The following is a 15,208-nucleotide window of genomic DNA, read 5'->3' as shown; positions in this document are numbered from 1 at the left end:
TTCAATCAACAAAAATCTTAAGCAGTCACCCCCGCATCCGCCCGCAACCCCTGCGCCTCAATCGCGCTGATCGCACACTGTTCATCCACATCCGACAGGTCACCGCTGATCCCCACCGCACCCAGCACGTTGCCGGCCTGATCCCGAATCAACACACCACCCGGTGCCGGCACGACGCTGCCCTGCCCCAGGCTGTTCAGCGCGGCGATAAACGCCGGCCGTTGTTGCGCATCCAGCGCCAGCAAACGCGAGCCTTTGCCCAGCGCTATCGCGCCCCAGGCTTTGCCGATGGCGATTTGCGGGCGTAGCAGGCTGGCGCCGTCTTCGCGTTGTAAAGAAATCAAATGGCCACCGGCATCCAGTACCGCAATGGTCAGTGGTGCTGCGGATATTGCACGCCCTGCTGCGATGGCCTGACTGGCCAGGTTGTTTGCGACTTTCAAGGTTAAAGCGCTCATGGTGCCGTCCTCATTTTGTTATAGGGAAAGCCATTGGACTGCTTCGTGGTGCCGCAGTCCGATGCAACAAATAGAACACAATAGATTATTTATTTGTATACAATAATTCTCGAAAAGCGCCACATGCGACGAAAAGCCACAGCAGAACGGGCTTCCGACGAATGAAACAGACGCTTGAGAAAATGGATTGACCTGCGCCGTCCGCCGTGAATACACTCTGCGCAAAGCCACTTGTATACAATTACAAAACGTAAGAGGCACCAAAACCATGAGCAAAATGAGAGCAATCGAAGCCGCCGTTCTGGTGATGCGCCGCGAAGGGGTTGATACCGCTTTTGGCATCCCGGGCGCCGCGATCAACCCGCTGTACTCCGCCCTGCAGAAGGTCGGTGGCATCGATCACGTCCTCGCTCGCCACGTGGAAGGCGCTTCGCACATGGCCGAGGGTTACACCCGCACCAAGGCTGGCAATATCGGCGTGTGCATCGGCACTTCCGGCCCGGCGGGCACCGACATGGTCACCGGGCTTTACAGTGCCTCGGCCGACTCGATCCCGATTCTGTGCATCACCGGCCAGGCACCACGGGCCCGTATGCATAAGGAAGACTTCCAGGCTGTCGACATCACCGCCATCGTCAAGCCAGTGACCAAGTGGTCGACCACCGTCATGGAACCGGGCCAAGTGCCGTACGCGTTCCAGAAAGCCTTCTACGAAATGCGCTCCGGCCGCCCAGGCCCGGTGCTGATCGACCTGCCGTTCGACGTGCAGATGGCGGAAATCGAATTCGACATCGACGCCTACGAACCACTGCCACTGGCCAAGCCCACCGCCAACCGCGTGCAAATCGAGAAGGCCTTGGCCATGCTCGACCAGGCTGAGCGTCCTTTGCTGGTCGCCGGTGGCGGCATCATCAACGCCGACGCCAGCGAATTGCTGGTGGAGTTCGCCGAGCTGACTGGTATTCCAGTGATTCCGACCCTGATGGGCTGGGGCACGATCCCGGACGATCACCCGTTGATGGTCGGCATGGTCGGCCTGCAAACCTCGCACCGCTACGGCAACGCGACGATGCTGAAGTCGGACGTGGTGCTGGGCGTCGGTAACCGTTGGGCCAACCGCCACACCGGTTCGATTGACGTCTACACCGAAGGCCGCAAGTTTATCCACGTTGACATCGAACCGACCCAGATCGGCCGCGTGTTCACCCCGGACCTGGGCATCGTGTCCGACGCCGCTGCCGCGCTGACCGTGTTCATCGAAGTCGCTCGCGAATGGCAAGCCGCCGGCAAGCTGAAAAACCGCAGCGCCTGGCTGCAAGACTGCCAGCAGCGCAAAGCCAGCCTGCAACGCAAGACTCACTTCGACAACGTGCCGGTCAAGCCGCAGCGCGTCTACGAAGAGATGAACCAGGTGTTCGGCAAAGACACTTGCTATGTCAGCACCATCGGGCTGTCGCAGATTGCCGGCGCGCAGTTCCTGCACGTGTACAAGCCGCGTCACTGGATCAACTGCGGCCAGGCCGGCCCGTTGGGCTGGACCATTCCGGCGGCGCTGGGCGTGGTCAAGGCTGATCCGACCCGCAAGGTTGTGGCGCTGTCGGGCGACTATGACTTCCAGTTCATGATCGAAGAGTTGGCGGTGGGCGCGCAGTTCAAACTGCCGTACATCCACGTTGTGGTGAACAACTCGTACCTGGGGCTGATCCGTCAGGCCCAGCGCGGTTTCGACATGGACTACTGCGTGCAGCTGTCCTTCGATAACCTCAACGCTCCGGAACTCAACGGTTACGGTGTTGACCACGTGGCAGTCGCCGAAGGCCTCGGTTGCAAGGCCCTGCGCGTGTTCGAACCGGGTCAGATCCAGCCGGCCCTGCGCAAGGCCCAGGAACTGATGGAAGAGTTCAAGGTGCCGGTGATCGTCGAGATTATCCTGGAGCGCGTGACCAACATTTCCATGGGCACCGAGATCAACGCCGTCAACGAATTCGAAGACCTGGCGCTGGTCGGCAACGACGCGCCGACCGCGATTTCGATGCTCGATTAACCGATTAACGCTCCCCCCCTGTAGGAGCGAGGCTTGCCCGCGAAGACGTCGTACCCTTCAACATTGATGTCGACTGATACACCGCTTTCGCGGGCAAGCCTCGCTCCTCCAGGGGGGAGCCCAAACACACACGGGAGACCACCATGCCGCGTTTCGCAGCCAACCTGTCCATGCTGTTCACCGAACAGGATTTTCTTGCCCGTTTTGAAGCGGCCGCCAAGGCCGGCTTCAGTGGTGTCGAATACCTGTTCCCTTACGACTTCAGCTCCGCCGAGATCAAGGCCAAGCTCGATGCCAACGGTCTGACCCAGGTGTTGTTCAACCTGCCGGCCGGTGACTGGGCCAAGGGCGAACGCGGTATCGCGTGCCTGCCGGATCGGGTTGAAGAGTTCCGCGCCGGGGTTGATCTGGCGATTGCCTACGCGCAAGTACTGGGCAACACCCAGGTCAACTGCCTGGCCGGGATTCGTCCACAAGGCATCGACGATGCCACCGTGGAAAAAACCTTCGTCAGCAACCTCAAGTACGCCGCCGACAAGCTGCAAGCGGTGGGCATCAAACTGGTGATGGAAGCGATCAACACCCGCGACATTCCGGGTTTTTACCTGAACAACACAGCGCAGGCCCTGTCGATTCGCGAGCAGGTCGGCAGTGCCAATCTGTTCCTGCAATACGACATCTACCACATGCAAATCATGGAAGGCGACCTGGCCCGCACCCTGCAATCGCACCTGGGCGAAATCAACCACGTGCAACTGGCGGACAACCCTGGGCGCAACGAACCGGGCACCGGCGAGATCAACTACCGCTTCCTGTTCGAACACCTGGACCGCATTGGTTATCAGGGCTGGGTCGGCTGTGAATACAAGCCGCTGACCACCACCGAAGCGGGCCTCGGCTGGCTGAAAACCCATAACGCGATCTAAACGTATATCCCCGTAGGAGCTGCCGAAGGCTGCGATCTTTTGACTTTGCCTTTAAAGATCAAGATCAAAAGATCGCAGCCTTCGGCAGCTCCTACGGGGGAACACATAAATACAAGAGAGGAATTTCTCATGGCTAAAATCGGATTTATCGGCACCGGCATCATGGGCCACCCAATGGCGTTGAACCTGCAGAAAGCCGGTCACAGCCTGTTCCTGTCGGCGCACCACGACGCCGCCCCGGCTGATCTGATTGCCGGTGGCGCTGTCGCCTTGGCGAACCCGAAAGAAGTCGCTCAGGAAGCCGAATTCATCATCATCATGGTGCCGGATACGCCGCAGGTCGAAGACGTGCTGTTCCGGGCCGACGGTATCGCTGCCGGCGTGGGCAAAGGCAAAGTCGTGATCGACATGAGCTCGATCTCGCCGACCGCCACCAAAGCCTTCGCCGCCAAGGTCAACGAAAAAGGCGCCCAGTACCTCGACGCGCCAGTGTCCGGCGGTGAAGTCGGCGCCAAAGCCGCAACCCTGAGCATCATGATCGGCGGCGATGCCGATGCCTTCGAACGCGCCCTGCCGCTGTTCCAGGCCATGGGCAAGAACATCACCCTGGTCGGCGGCAACGGCGACGGTCAAACCGCGAAAGTGGCGAACCAGATCATCGTCGCGCTGAACATCCAGGCTGTCGCCGAAGCCCTGCTGTTCGCCTCGAAAAACGGAGCTGATCCGGCCAAGGTCCGTGAAGCTCTGATGGGTGGTTTCGCTTCGTCGAAGATCCTCGAAGTGCACGGCGAGCGCATGATCAAAGGCACCTTCGACCCGGGCTTCCGCATCAGCCTGCACCAGAAGGACCTGAACCTGGCCCTGCAAGGCGCCAAGGAACTGAACATCAACCTGCCGAACACCGCCAACACCCAGCAAGTGTTCAGCACCTGCGCGGCCATCGGTGGCAGCAACTGGGACCACTCGGCGCTGATCAAGGGCCTGGAACACATGGCGAATTTCTCGATTCGCCAGTAGGAGCTGCCGAAGGCTGCGATCTTTTTATCTTTACGCCCGACCGCTCACCGCGTTATCCGCAAAAAGATCGCAGCCTGCGGCAGCTCCTACAGGAGAGGGTTCACACCGGTTAAAGGGTGAGCCTTCCCAGAGCTGGCGCAGGCTGCCTTCCTCCAATAACAAGAAATTCCGGGAGCCCGCCATGTCGGTCGATCCGCAACACCTGCTGCGCGAGCTGTTTGCCACAGCCATTGACGCGGCCCATCCGCAGCAAGTCCTCGAAGCCCACCTGCCCAACGATCGCAGCGGTCGCGTGATCGTCATCGGCGCCGGCAAAGCCGCAGCCGCCATGGCCCAAGTGGTCGAGCGCTGCTGGCAGGGTGAAGTCTCAGGTCTGGTGGTGACCCGCTACGGTCACGGCGCCCCCTGCGAAAAAATCGAAGTGGTCGAGGCCGCGCATCCAGTGCCGGATGCAGCAGGCCTGGCCGTGGCCAAACGTGTGCTGGAACTGGTCAGTAACCTGACCGAAGACGACCGTGTGATCTTCCTGCTGTCCGGTGGCGGCTCTGCCTTGCTCGCCCTGCCTGCGGCCGGCATCACCCTGGCCGACAAACAGTCGATCAATAAAGCCCTGCTCAAATCCGGCGCGACCATCGGCGAGATGAACTGCGTGCGCAAGCACCTCTCGGCGATCAAGGGCGGGCGTCTCGGCAAAGCCTGCTGGCCGGCCACTGTGTATACCTACGCGATTTCCGATGTGCCCGGCGACCTCGCGACCGTCATCGCGTCCGGCCCGACCGTGGCCGACCCGAGCACGTCCGCTGAAGCGCTGGCGATCCTCAAACGCTACAGCATCGACGTTCCGGCCTCGGTGCGTGCCTGGCTGCAAAGTCCCGAATCGGAAACCGTCAAACCCGGCGACCCGAGCCTGGCCCGCAGCCATTTCCAATTGATCGCCCGTCCGCAGCAATCCCTGGAAGCGGCGGCGGTGAAATGCCGTCAGGCCGGTTTCAGTCCGCTGATCCTCGGCGACCTGGAAGGCGAGTCCCGGGAAGTGGCCAAAGTCCATGCCGGTATCGCCCGGCAAATCGTCCTGCATGGCCAGCCATTGGCAGCGCCCTGCGTCATTCTGTCCGGCGGCGAAACTACGGTCACCGTGCGCGGCAATGGGCGCGGCGGGCGTAACGCCGAGTTCCTGCTGAGCCTGACCGACAGCCTCAAAGGCCTGCCCGGCGTCTACGCCCTGGCCGGCGACACCGATGGCATCGACGGTTCCGAAGACAACGCTGGCGCGATCATGACCCCGGACAGCTACGCCCGCGCCGCCGCCCTTGGTCTGAGCGCCAGCGACGAGTTGGATAACAACAATGGCTACGGCTATTTCGAGGCGCTGGACGCCCTGATCGTCACCGAGCCGACCCGCACCAACGTCAACGACTTCCGCGCCATCCTGATCCTCGAGAGCACAAAACATGACGCCTGATAAAAAGGTCAAAATCCTCGCCACCCTCGGCCCGGCCACCGACGGCATCGATGACATCCGCGAATTGGTGCAGGCCGGGGTCAATATCTTCCGCCTGAATTTCAGCCACGGTGATCACGCCGACCATGCCCAGCGCTATCAGTGGATTCGTGAAGTCGAGCGCCAATTGAATTACCCGCTCGGGATTCTGATGGACCTGCAAGGCCCGAAACTTCGGGTCGGCAAGTTCGCCGAAGGCAAGGTGCAACTGCATCGCGGCCAGGCCCTGCGCCTGGACCTCGACTCGACACCGGGCGACGAGCGCCGGGTCAACCTGCCCCATCCGGAAATCATCGCCGCCCTGGAGCCGGGCATGGATTTGCTGCTGGACGACAGCAAGCTGCGTCTGCGCGTAGTCACCAAATATTCCGATGCGATCGACACCACTGTGCTCAATGGCGGCGAACTGTCGGACCGCAAAGGCGTGAACGTGCCGCAAGCGGTGCTCGACCTGAGCCCGCTGACCGCCAAGGATCGCCGCGATTTGAGCTTCGGCCTGGAACTGGGCGTGGACTGGGTCGCACTGTCGTTTGTGCAGCGTCCGGAAGACATTCAAGAAGCCCGCGCACTGATCGGCGACAAAGCGTTTTTGATGGCGAAAATCGAGAAACCGTCGGCGGTCACGCAACTGCGGGAAATCGCCGAATTGAGCGACGCGATCATGGTCGCTCGCGGCGATTTGGGCGTGGAAGTCCCGGCCGAAAGCGTGCCGCAAATCCAGAAAAACATCATCACCGTGTGCCGCGAACTCGGTAAGCCGGTGGTGGTGGCGACGCAGATGCTGGAGTCGATGCGCTTCTCCCCGGCCCCGACCCGCGCCGAGGTGACGGACGTCGCCAACGCGGTGGCTGAAGGCGCGGATGCGGTGATGCTGTCGGCGGAAACCGCGTCCGGTGAGTACCCGCTGGAAGCGGTGCAGATGATGAGCAAGATTATTCGCCAGGTGGAAAACGGTCCGGACTATCAGACCCAAATCGACGTGAGCCGGCCCAAGGCCGAGGCGACGGTTTCCGATGCGATCAGTTGCGCGATCCGGCGCATCAGCAACGTGCTGCCGGTGGCGGTGCTGGTGAACTACAGCGAGTCCGGCACGTCGAGTTTGCGCGCCGCGCGGGAACGGCCGACGGTGCCGATCCTGAACCTGACGCCGAACCTGCAAACCGCTCGCCGCTTGACCGTAGCGTGGGGCGTGCACTCAGTGGTCAATGATCGGCTGCGCCAGGTGGACGAGGTGTGTTCGACGGCGCTGGAGATTGCCCAGGCCCAGGGCATGGCCAAGCGTGGCGATACGTTGTTGATTACGGCGGGCGTGCCGTTCGGGCAGCCGGGGTCGACTAACTCATTGCGCATCGAGACGTTGATTTAGCGCTTGTACCGGCCTCTTCGCGGGCAAGCCTCGCGCCTACAGGGACAGCGTATTTCTGTAGGAGCGAGGCTTGCCCGCGAAGAACGATGACGCGGTCCCTCTGACACACAGATAAAAAATGCCTGCCAACCACTTCAACACCCACTGCCCCGACTGGGCCACGGCCCTGCTCAACGGCTTCAGTCAGATCTTCCTCCAGCGCCATCCGCTGTGCGGCCTGCTGTGCCTGTTGGCGATTCTTTTTACTGCCCCGGCCCTGCTCGGTGGTGCGCTGCTGGGCGGGGTCGCCGGGTTGCTGACCGCGCAACGTCGCGGCTATACCAAGGCTGACCGTCAGGCCGGGCTATTCAGTTACAACGGCGTTTTGCTCGGGTTGCTGCTGAGCCTGTATTTCCCCTGGTCCGCGTTGTTGCCGCCGCTGATCATCGCGTGTGGCGGCCTGAGTGCGATGCTGACTCAACAATGGCTCAAACGCGCGCGGGTCAGCCACTATCTGCCCGCCTACACCACCCCCTTCGTGGGGATGAGCTGGTTGCTGCTGTGCTTCGCCACACCGTCGACCACGGCACATTTGATCGAAATCAACACGCTAAACCTGCTCGCGGCTCCCCTCAAAGGCCTCGGGCAAGTGATGTTCCTGGGACATCCAATGGCCGGCTCGATGATTGCCGCCGGTTTGCTCATCGCTGATCGCCGCGCATTCTGCTGGGCATTGTTGGCGTCCGTCGCGGGCATGGGCTGGAGCCTGTTGCACCACGATTTCTACAGCGCATTGCTGGGGCTCGGCAGTTATAACGCCGTACTCGCCGCCCTCGCCTTCAGCTCGCAGCGCCAGCCGTCGTGGCTGCCTTTGGCCGGCATTGTGGCGGCGCTGTTGCTGACCCCTGTGTTTGCCGCCATCGGTCTGCCTACCCTGACCGCGCCGTTCATCCTGGCTTGTTGGGTGATCCGGGCCGGCATTCGCGTCGTGCGCAAAGCCGCCAAAGACAGTGCGCCTTGCGCTACCGGGGAGAATCACCCTAGGCTGCGCTGATTTTCACGCTCAGGGCGATTTGAATGAACGGCAACGACACGTGGCGCAATCGCCTGTACGTGATGATTTTCCAGACCGACACGGTGGCTGGCCGACGCTTTGACAGCACGTTGCTGCTGATCATCCTCGCCAGCCTGGTGATCGTGGTCCTCGACAGCATTGACGCGGTTCATCAGAACTACGCCGATGTGCTGGCGTATATCGAGTGGGGCTTCACCGTTATTTTTCTGGGCGAGTACATCCTGCGCCTGTACTGCTCACCCAAGCCGCTTCGCTATGCGTTCAGCTTTTATGGGCTGGTGGATTTGCTGGCAATCGTGCCTGGCATCCTCGCGCTGTACTACAGCGACGCGCAGTACCTGTTGATCATCCGCATCATTCGGATGTTGCGAATCTTCCGGGTGCTCAAGCTCAGCCCCTACCTGAAACAGGCCCATTACCTGCTCGATGCCTTGCGGGGCAGCAAGCAGAAAATCCTCGTGTTCCTGCTCGGCGTCTGCACCTTGGTGACCGTATTCGGCACCCTGATGTATGTGGTCGAAGGCCCGGAACATGGTTTCACCAGCATCCCGAAAGGCATCTACTGGGCTATCGTGACATTGACCACCGTCGGCTACGGCGACATCGTGCCGAAGACGGTGCTGGGGCAAATCATCTCGTCGATGGTGATGATCACCGGTTACTCGATCATCGCCGTGCCGACCGGGATTTTCACCGCTGAACTGGCCAGTGCGATGCGCGGTGAACAACAGCAACACGACTGCCCGGTGTGCAAGAAGAGCAGCCACGAACCGAGCGCGGCGTTTTGCTCCCGGTGTGGCAATGCTCTGTTCAAGAAAATGGAATAAGCACAGTACTTTTTAATCTTTAAAGGACTATGCGCGCGCCGTTATAGTCGCTGGCAAAACGGTGGCAACGCCTCTTCAATGACTGACAAATAACCCGTAGGAGCTGCCGCAGGCTGCGATCTTTTGATCTTCGTCTTGTTCAGGCTCGCGGAAGATCAAGATCAAAAGATCGCAGCCTCCGGCAGCGCCTACCCAAAAACAAGGAATGCGCAGTGAAAAAACTCTTTGGCGCCTCACTTCTGGCCGCAGGCCTGGCACTGACCAGCGTGGCTCAGGCCGCACCGACCCTGCTGAACGTTTCCTACGACGTGATGCGCGACTTCTACAAGGACTACAACGCTGCGTTCCAGAAACACTGGCAAGCCGAGCACAACGAAAACATCACCTTGCAGATGTCGTTCGGCGGCTCCAGCAAACAGGCGCGTTCTGTGATCGACGGTCTGCCGGCTGATGTCATCACCATGAACATGGCGACCGACATCAACGCCCTGGCAGACAACGGCAAACTGGTCCCGGACAACTGGGTCACCCGTCTGCCGAACAACAGCGCACCGTTCACCTCCGCCACCGTGTTCATCGTGCGCAAAGGCAACCCGAAAGCCCTGAAAGACTGGCCCGACCTGCTCAAGGACGGCGTGCAGGTGATCGTGCCCAACCCGAAAACCTCGGGTAATGGCCGCTACACCTACCTCTCGGCCTGGGGCTATGTGCTGAAAAACGGCGGCGACGAAAACAAGGCCAAAGCCTTCGTCGGCAAGCTGTTCAAACAAGCGCCGGTGCTGGATACCGGTGGCCGTGCAGCGACCACCACCTTCATGACCAACCAGATCGGCGACGTGCTGGTGACCTTCGAAAACGAAGCGGAAATGATTGCCCGCGAGTTTGGTCGCGACCAGTTTGAAGTGATCTACCCAAGCGTTTCCGCTGAAGCCGAACCGCCAGTGTCGGTGGTCGATAAAGTCGTCGACAAGAAAGGCACCCGCGCCGCCGCTGATGAATACCTGAAATACCTGTGGTCGCCGGAAGGTCAGGAGATTGCTGCGGCAAACTACCTGCGTCCACGGGACCCGGCGGTGCTGGCCAAGTACACCGATCGTTTCCCGAAAGTGGATTTCCTCTCGGTGGAGAAGACCTTTGGCGACTGGCGCACCGTGCAGAAGACCCACTTCAACGATGGCGGGATTTTCGATCAGATTTATGCGCAGTAAGGGCTAAGGCTCAATGAAAAGGCGACCTGTAAAGGTCGCCTTTTTTGTGGGCGCTCGGCGATCTACCGTAGGAGCTGCCGAAGGCTGCGATCTTTTGATCCTGATCTTCAGCGATCCCGGGAAAGATCAGGATCAAAAGATCGCAGCCTTCGGCAGCTCCTACAGGGGGATTGGGTGCAACCGCACAATCGGTTTACATCGGCGGTGTAACGCCATCCTTGCCGGCCGAGATGGATTGCGCGGTGAGCGTGCCGTCGGCACCTTGGGTCACGAACGTTACGATCTTCACCCCGACCTTGAGCAAGCTGCGATCCCCGGGCATCAGATTGACGATCGGCACGTCCTCCGGCACCAGGATCTTCTGCTGGCCGCCCTTGTAGTTAACGGTCAAGGTGCGGCCATTGCTGACCACCAGATCACCGACGCTGCCGTTGGTCATGCTGCTGCCCTTGGCCAGGTCGAAGGGCCGATGGCCGTCGCCGCTGCCGGCCAGTTCCGGTGGGAAGACGTGGACTTCCAGGGCCTTGAGGGTGCCGTCCTCCTGGGGGATCGCGGCCGAGCCGATGTAGCTGCCGGGTTTGATGTCTTCGATATTGGCCAGGGTGACAGCGCGGACTTTGGTGTCCTTGGTCAGGGTGATGACCACGTTTTCGCCGGTCTTGCTGTGGACTTTCAAGGTGTCGTCGCTGACGCCGGTGATTTCACCGCGCACGCCGATGCGCAGGCCCGGTGCGTCTTGCGCTTGCGCCAGTCCTGCCGAGAATAAGGTGACCAGGGTAATGGCTGAAGCGCCGCGAATCAGGTGACGGAACATCGCATTCATGGAAGTGCCTTCCGGTTATGAAACGTGAAGAGAGAACATAAGCACGCTATCGAACAAGATGTAAGTGAATGTATCATCGGATCTCAATGTTTTGACGCAAGGTTCACCGACGGACATCACACCTGTCCGTCAATCATTCCGCAAAGGAATGATTACTATCACTCCAATCCCTCTTCCGCCGTTTTGGTCAGCGCCTTAGCCTTCGCGCATTCCTCCGTTTAGCGAGACACGTTATGAAACCAGCGACTCAGGCGTCCCACAGCGCCGTGACAATGACCAAGGGCATGGTGATGCTGTTCGCCTTCTGCTGCGGCGCCATCGTTGCCAACATCTATTACGCCCAACCGATCATTGGTTTGATCGCGCCGGACATCGGCCTGACCAGCACCATGGCCAGCTTCATCGTGTCGCTGACCCAGATTGGCTATGCGCTGGGTCTGTTTTTCCTGGTGCCGCTGGGCGATCTGCTGGAAAACCGCAAGCTGATGATCATCACCACGCTGGTGGCGATTGCCAGCCTGTTGGGCGCGGCGTTTACCGATCAGCCGAATGTGTTTCTGTTGATCTCGTTGCTGGTGGGCTTCAGTTCGGTGTCGGTGCAAATCCTGATTCCGCTGGCCGCGCACCTGGCGCCGGAAGAATCTCGCGGCCGCGTGGTCGGCGGGATCATGGGCGGTTTGCTGCTGGGTATTTTGCTGGCGCGGCCCGTGTCCAGCGTGGTGGCGGACCACTTTGGCTGGCGGGCGATGTTCATGATTGCGGCGGCGTTGATGGCGGCGATCAGCATTGTGCTGGCCCTGACCATTCCCAAGCGCCAGCCGGATCACAGCGCGTCTTATGGTCAGTTGCTCGGCTCGCTGTGGACCTTGCTGCGGCAGCAACCGGTCTTGCGCCAACGGGCGTTTTACCAGGGTTGCATGTTCGCCACGTTCAGCCTGTTCTGGACCGCCGTACCGCTGGAACTGGCGCGTAACCATGGCCTGAGCCAGACCCAGATCGCGATCTTCGCCCTGGTCGGCGCCATCGGTGCCATCGCCGCGCCGATTGCCGGTCGCCTCGCCGATGCCGGGCACACCCGCAAAGCGTCGCTGCTGGCCCTGGTGTTCGCCAGCCTGAGCTTCCTGCCGGCGTTTATTCATCCGCTCTACAGCGTCATCGGCCTGGCCGTGACCGGCGTGGTGCTCGACTTCTGCGTACAGATGAACATGGTCCTCGGCCAACGCGCGGTCTACGCCCTCGACGCCAAAAGCCGCAGCCGTTTGAACGCGCTATACATGACCAGCATCTTCATCGGCGGCGCGTTCGGCTCGTCCGTGGCCAGCGTGGTGTACGAGCATGGCGGCTGGTTGTGGATCGTGATTGTCGGCAGTGCGTTCCCGTTGGTGGCGCTGTTGCGGTTTTTGAGTGTTTCAAAAGCGCCTTCCCTGGCAACGGCATAAATTGCTAAACGCTTCGCGGGCAAGCCTTGCTCCTACAGGAGTCAGGCTTGCCCGGGAATGCGTTGCAAAATCACTTTTTCAGTGCCGAACCAGCTTCTCCATCGCCGCATCCGCCAGAAAGGAGGAGCGGCTTTTTACGTTGTGCTCGCGTACGTAACGATCAATACGTTGAATCACGTAGCCCGGCAACGTCACGTTAACTTTCTCGGTCTTTCCCATGTACGGAGAGATGTCCAGCTCCAGCATTCCCCAACCCATGTCGGCAAATTCTGGATTTCCACGATGTGTGGCGGCTGAGCTCGGCATCGGAATCGGCTCCCCATCAGCCGCAATCTCCTGCAGCATGATGTGAGCAACCTCGATCGCCGCGTTATAGGCGTCTTCAAATGTATCCCCGGCAGTGACTGCGCCGGGGATATCGGGGATCTGAATACCGATGGCGGTGTTCTCGTCGCCCCACTCGATACAGATGGGATATTGCATTATGGGTCTCCTGTGTAACTGGCTGGCGGGCAATACAACCCGGCGCGCCTCCTGATGCTTTTAACCGTCCCTATCGGTAAATCCTTTTTCGGATGCGGAACGGGAATCGTGTACGGGTTGTAACGATGAGTGAAGATGTGATGACTGTCGGTGACCCGGTCCAGTGTCCAGCCCGCCTCCTCAAGTTCCTTGATCAATAACCTGCTCTGCACCACCAGCCTCCTTGCTCCGGCCCAAACAAAAGTAACTCTAGAGTTATCTTTACTCAAGCACAAAAATCGAAAGTATGACGTTCGGTTGTTTTGCAGAGTGTGATCGGGGACGGGACATTCCCCCCAAGAATGAATCCTATGCCCCCCACCCACGTTCCGCTCTGCGCCCCCCCAAGGTCACCATCGATCCCAGCCAACCGGCTTCTTCCCCAAGGATTACGATCATGACCCTGCAAGCACAACTCGATGCCTTTAAAGCCGATTTCAAGGCCGGTAAGCCGCCCTACAACGCTCCAGCCGAAATCCACCCGGTCATGGAGCGCGCCACCGCAGAATTGATCGCGTCCGACGCGGCGAGCAAAGCCCTGAAGGTCGGTGACAAGGCCCCGCTGTTCACCCTCAAGGACCCCGACGGCAACCCCGTATCCTCCGCCGACTTGTTAGCCAAGGGTCCATTAGTGCTGACCTTTTACCGTGGCGTCTGGTGCCCATACTGCAACATGGAGTTACAAGCCCTTCAGGCGTTCCTGCCGACGTTGCAGGAAGCCGGGGCGAACCTTGTAGCGATCTCGCCACAAATCGCCGCCAACAGCCGTAAATCGGTGCGCACCAATGGCTTGGCGTTTGCGATCCTGAGTGACACCCACAACGATGTGGCGGGCGCTTTCGGCCTGCGCTTCGCGTTGCCGGACTACCTGATCGAACTGTACAAAAACCTGCGCAACGACCTGCCGACGTTTAACGATGATCCATCCTGGACCCTGCCGATGCCGGCGCGTTATGTGATCGGTCAGGATGGCGTGATCCGTTACGCCGAGGTCAACCCGGATTACACTCAGCGACCTGAGCCTGAAGCGATGCTGGCTGCGATTCGCGGCTGATCTGCCCCACAGAAAAAGGACACCCGATGGACCGTCTGGCCGCAATGGAAACCTTCGTCTACGTCGTGGAAACCGGTTCGTTTTCCGCGGCGGCCAGGCGCCTGAATATCGGCCAGCCCGCCGTGTCGAAAACTATCGCGCAACTGGAGGCCCGACTCGCCGTGCGCCTGCTGTTGCGCTCGACCCGCGGGCTGACCCCCACCGAGGCTGGGCTGGCCTTTTTCGACCGGGCCAAGCGCGCCATCGAAGAAGCCAACGAAGCCGACAACGCTGCCCGTGGCGCCGCCAGTGGCCTTACGGGCAACCTGCGAATCTGCGCCGCTGTGACCTTTGGTCGACAGCACATCGTGCCGTACCTGGGGCCGTTTCTCGATCAGAACCCGGATCTGAACATCGACCTGATGCTCGACGACCGCAACATCAACCTGGTCGAAGAAGGCGTCGATATCGCCCTGCGCATGGGCGTCCTGAGCGACTCGGGCCTTACCGCCCGCAAGATCGCCGAATGCCGGCGCGTGGTGCTGGGCACACCGCAGTACTTCGAAAAACACGGTGAGCCGGCCTGCCCCGCCGACCTGACCAAACACCAGGCCGTCGTTTACACCCTCGGCGGTGGCGCCCATTGGCCATTCAAGAAAGCCGACGACGAACAACCGGTCATCATCAGCGGACGCATCCGCGCCAATGCCGCCGAAGGGTTGCGTGAAGCCGTGCTGGCCCATCTGGGGCTGACCATGGCGTCTGAATGGATGTTTTCCCAGGAGCTGGCCAGTGGGGTGGTCAAGGAAGTCATGAGCGACTGGGCGCTGCCAAATCAGGACCTGTGGGCGGTGTTTCCAACGGGCAGAATGGCGAGTGCGAAGGCGCGGGCGTTTGTCGATTATGTTCAGGGGTTGATGGCTGCGCAGAGGTGACTAATCACTCAATCAAGATCAAAAGATCGCAGCCTTCGGCAGCTCCTACGGGACC

The 15,208-nt window shown here is 60.3% G+C and carries 15 protein-coding genes; 11 read left to right on the top strand and 4 right to left on the bottom strand.

What is annotated here, in order from left to right; all coding sequences use genetic code 11:
- Positions 1-17: 17 nt before the first annotated feature.
- Entirely contained in the window at positions 18-458 is a 441-nt protein-coding gene (locus V5E99_RS05965) for a GlcG/HbpS family heme-binding protein (RefSeq protein ID WP_499801600.1), read from the bottom strand.
- A gap of 268 nt (positions 459-726) precedes the next feature.
- On the opposite strand from V5E99_RS05965, the gene gcl reads away from it, so the two are divergent.
- The 8 genes from gcl to V5E99_RS05925 all read left to right on the top strand — a co-directional run bounded on the left by gcl (position 727) and on the right by V5E99_RS05925 (position 10,401).
- A complete protein-coding gene (gene gcl, locus V5E99_RS05960; RefSeq protein ID WP_499801599.1) occupies positions 727-2,502 on the top strand; it encodes a glyoxylate carboligase in 1,776 nt (591 codons plus the stop codon).
- A gap of 143 nt (positions 2,503-2,645) precedes the next feature.
- Positions 2,646-3,428: a hydroxypyruvate isomerase gene (gene hyi / locus V5E99_RS05955; RefSeq protein ID WP_499801598.1), complete on the top strand. Its 783-nt coding sequence runs from the start codon at positions 2,646-2,648 to the stop codon at positions 3,426-3,428.
- A 129-nt stretch (positions 3,429-3,557) separates the two neighbouring features.
- Positions 3,558-4,445 (top strand): 2-hydroxy-3-oxopropionate reductase, encoded by an 888-nt coding sequence (locus V5E99_RS05950; protein WP_499801597.1) that lies wholly within the window; start codon positions 3,558-3,560, stop codon positions 4,443-4,445.
- A gap of 181 nt (positions 4,446-4,626) precedes the next feature.
- On the top strand, positions 4,627-5,907 hold the full coding sequence (locus tag V5E99_RS05945) for a glycerate kinase type-2 family protein (protein WP_499801596.1): 1,281 nt from the start codon (positions 4,627-4,629) through the stop codon (positions 5,905-5,907).
- Positions 5,897-7,312 (top strand): pyruvate kinase, encoded by a 1,416-nt coding sequence (gene pyk, locus V5E99_RS05940; RefSeq protein WP_499801595.1) that lies wholly within the window; start codon positions 5,897-5,899, stop codon positions 7,310-7,312. The genes V5E99_RS05945 and pyk overlap by 11 nt, the downstream gene beginning before the upstream one ends.
- Before the next feature lie 118 nt (positions 7,313-7,430).
- Positions 7,431-8,345: an urea transporter gene (locus tag V5E99_RS05935; protein ID WP_499801594.1), complete on the top strand. Its 915-nt coding sequence runs from the start codon at positions 7,431-7,433 to the stop codon at positions 8,343-8,345.
- Between the two features lie 23 nt (positions 8,346-8,368).
- The gene (locus V5E99_RS05930; protein WP_499801593.1) at positions 8,369-9,193 is read left to right on the top strand and encodes an ion transporter; all 825 of its coding nucleotides are present in this window, start codon (positions 8,369-8,371) and stop codon (positions 9,191-9,193) included.
- 212 nt (positions 9,194-9,405) lie between these two features.
- Positions 9,406-10,401, top strand: a complete 996-nt coding sequence (locus V5E99_RS05925) for a sulfate ABC transporter substrate-binding protein (protein WP_499801592.1) — start codon at positions 9,406-9,408, stop codon at positions 10,399-10,401.
- Between the two features lie 193 nt (positions 10,402-10,594).
- Here V5E99_RS05925 and V5E99_RS05920 read toward each other — a convergent pair whose 3' ends face one another.
- Entirely contained in the window at positions 10,595-11,224 is a 630-nt protein-coding gene (locus V5E99_RS05920) for a hypothetical protein (protein ID WP_499801591.1), read from the bottom strand.
- 233 nt (positions 11,225-11,457) lie between these two features.
- On the opposite strand from V5E99_RS05920, the gene V5E99_RS05915 reads away from it, so the two are divergent.
- A complete protein-coding gene (locus V5E99_RS05915) occupies positions 11,458-12,663 on the top strand; it encodes an MFS transporter (protein ID WP_499801590.1) in 1,206 nt (401 codons plus the stop codon).
- Between the two features lie 78 nt (positions 12,664-12,741).
- On the opposite strand, the gene V5E99_RS05910 is transcribed toward V5E99_RS05915, so the two are convergent.
- Both V5E99_RS05910 and V5E99_RS05905 read right to left on the bottom strand, forming a co-directional pair.
- Positions 12,742-13,146 carry a type II toxin-antitoxin system HicB family antitoxin gene (locus V5E99_RS05910; RefSeq protein ID WP_499801589.1) on the bottom strand — a complete coding sequence of 135 codons (405 nt, stop codon included), beginning with the start codon at positions 13,144-13,146 and terminating at the stop codon, positions 12,742-12,744.
- The gene (locus V5E99_RS05905; RefSeq protein WP_499801588.1) at positions 13,146-13,358 is read right to left on the bottom strand and encodes a type II toxin-antitoxin system HicA family toxin; all 213 of its coding nucleotides are present in this window, start codon (positions 13,356-13,358) and stop codon (positions 13,146-13,148) included. The genes V5E99_RS05910 and V5E99_RS05905 overlap by 1 nt, the downstream gene beginning before the upstream one ends.
- A gap of 224 nt (positions 13,359-13,582) precedes the next feature.
- Between V5E99_RS05905 and V5E99_RS05900 the strand changes: the two genes are divergently transcribed.
- Complete coding sequence (locus V5E99_RS05900; protein WP_499801587.1) at positions 13,583-14,239, top strand: peroxiredoxin-like family protein; 657 nt, start codon at positions 13,583-13,585, stop codon at positions 14,237-14,239.
- Positions 14,240-14,265: 26 nt separating this feature from the next.
- Positions 14,266-15,153 (top strand): LysR family transcriptional regulator, encoded by an 888-nt coding sequence (locus tag V5E99_RS05895; RefSeq protein ID WP_499801586.1) that lies wholly within the window; start codon positions 14,266-14,268, stop codon positions 15,151-15,153.
- Positions 15,154-15,208: the final 55 nt, after the last annotated feature.

Source organism: Janthinobacterium sp. LPB2021202312-11-4 (assembly GCF_037049705.1).
GTDB lineage: Bacteria > Pseudomonadota > Gammaproteobacteria > Pseudomonadales > Pseudomonadaceae > Aquipseudomonas.
This window is presented reverse-complemented; position numbering and strand designations above follow the sequence as displayed.

Bases quoted from the DNA above. Each gene is read 5' to 3' on its own strand.
- V5E99_RS05965 (WP_499801600.1), bottom strand. From the start codon at position 458: ATGAGCGCTTTAACCTTGAAAGTCGCAAACAACCTGGCCAGTCAGGCC.
- gcl (WP_499801599.1), top strand. From the start codon at position 727: ATGAGCAAAATGAGAGCAATCGAAGCCGCCGTTCTGGTGATGCGCCGC.
- hyi (WP_499801598.1), top strand. From the start codon at position 2,646: ATGCCGCGTTTCGCAGCCAACCTGTCCATGCTGTTCACCGAACAGGAT.
- V5E99_RS05950 (WP_499801597.1), top strand. From the start codon at position 3,558: ATGGCTAAAATCGGATTTATCGGCACCGGCATCATGGGCCACCCAATG.
- V5E99_RS05945 (WP_499801596.1), top strand. From the start codon at position 4,627: ATGTCGGTCGATCCGCAACACCTGCTGCGCGAGCTGTTTGCCACAGCC.
- pyk (WP_499801595.1), top strand. From the start codon at position 5,897: ATGACGCCTGATAAAAAGGTCAAAATCCTCGCCACCCTCGGCCCGGCC.
- V5E99_RS05935 (WP_499801594.1), top strand. From the start codon at position 7,431: ATGCCTGCCAACCACTTCAACACCCACTGCCCCGACTGGGCCACGGCC.
- V5E99_RS05930 (WP_499801593.1), top strand. From the start codon at position 8,369: ATGAACGGCAACGACACGTGGCGCAATCGCCTGTACGTGATGATTTTC.
- V5E99_RS05920 (WP_499801591.1), bottom strand. From the start codon at position 11,224: ATGAATGCGATGTTCCGTCACCTGATTCGCGGCGCTTCAGCCATTACC.
- V5E99_RS05915 (WP_499801590.1), top strand. From the start codon at position 11,458: ATGAAACCAGCGACTCAGGCGTCCCACAGCGCCGTGACAATGACCAAG.
- V5E99_RS05910 (WP_499801589.1), bottom strand. From the start codon at position 13,146: ATGCAATATCCCATCTGTATCGAGTGGGGCGACGAGAACACCGCCATC.
- V5E99_RS05900 (WP_499801587.1), top strand. From the start codon at position 13,583: ATGACCCTGCAAGCACAACTCGATGCCTTTAAAGCCGATTTCAAGGCC.
- V5E99_RS05895 (WP_499801586.1), top strand. From the start codon at position 14,266: ATGGACCGTCTGGCCGCAATGGAAACCTTCGTCTACGTCGTGGAAACC.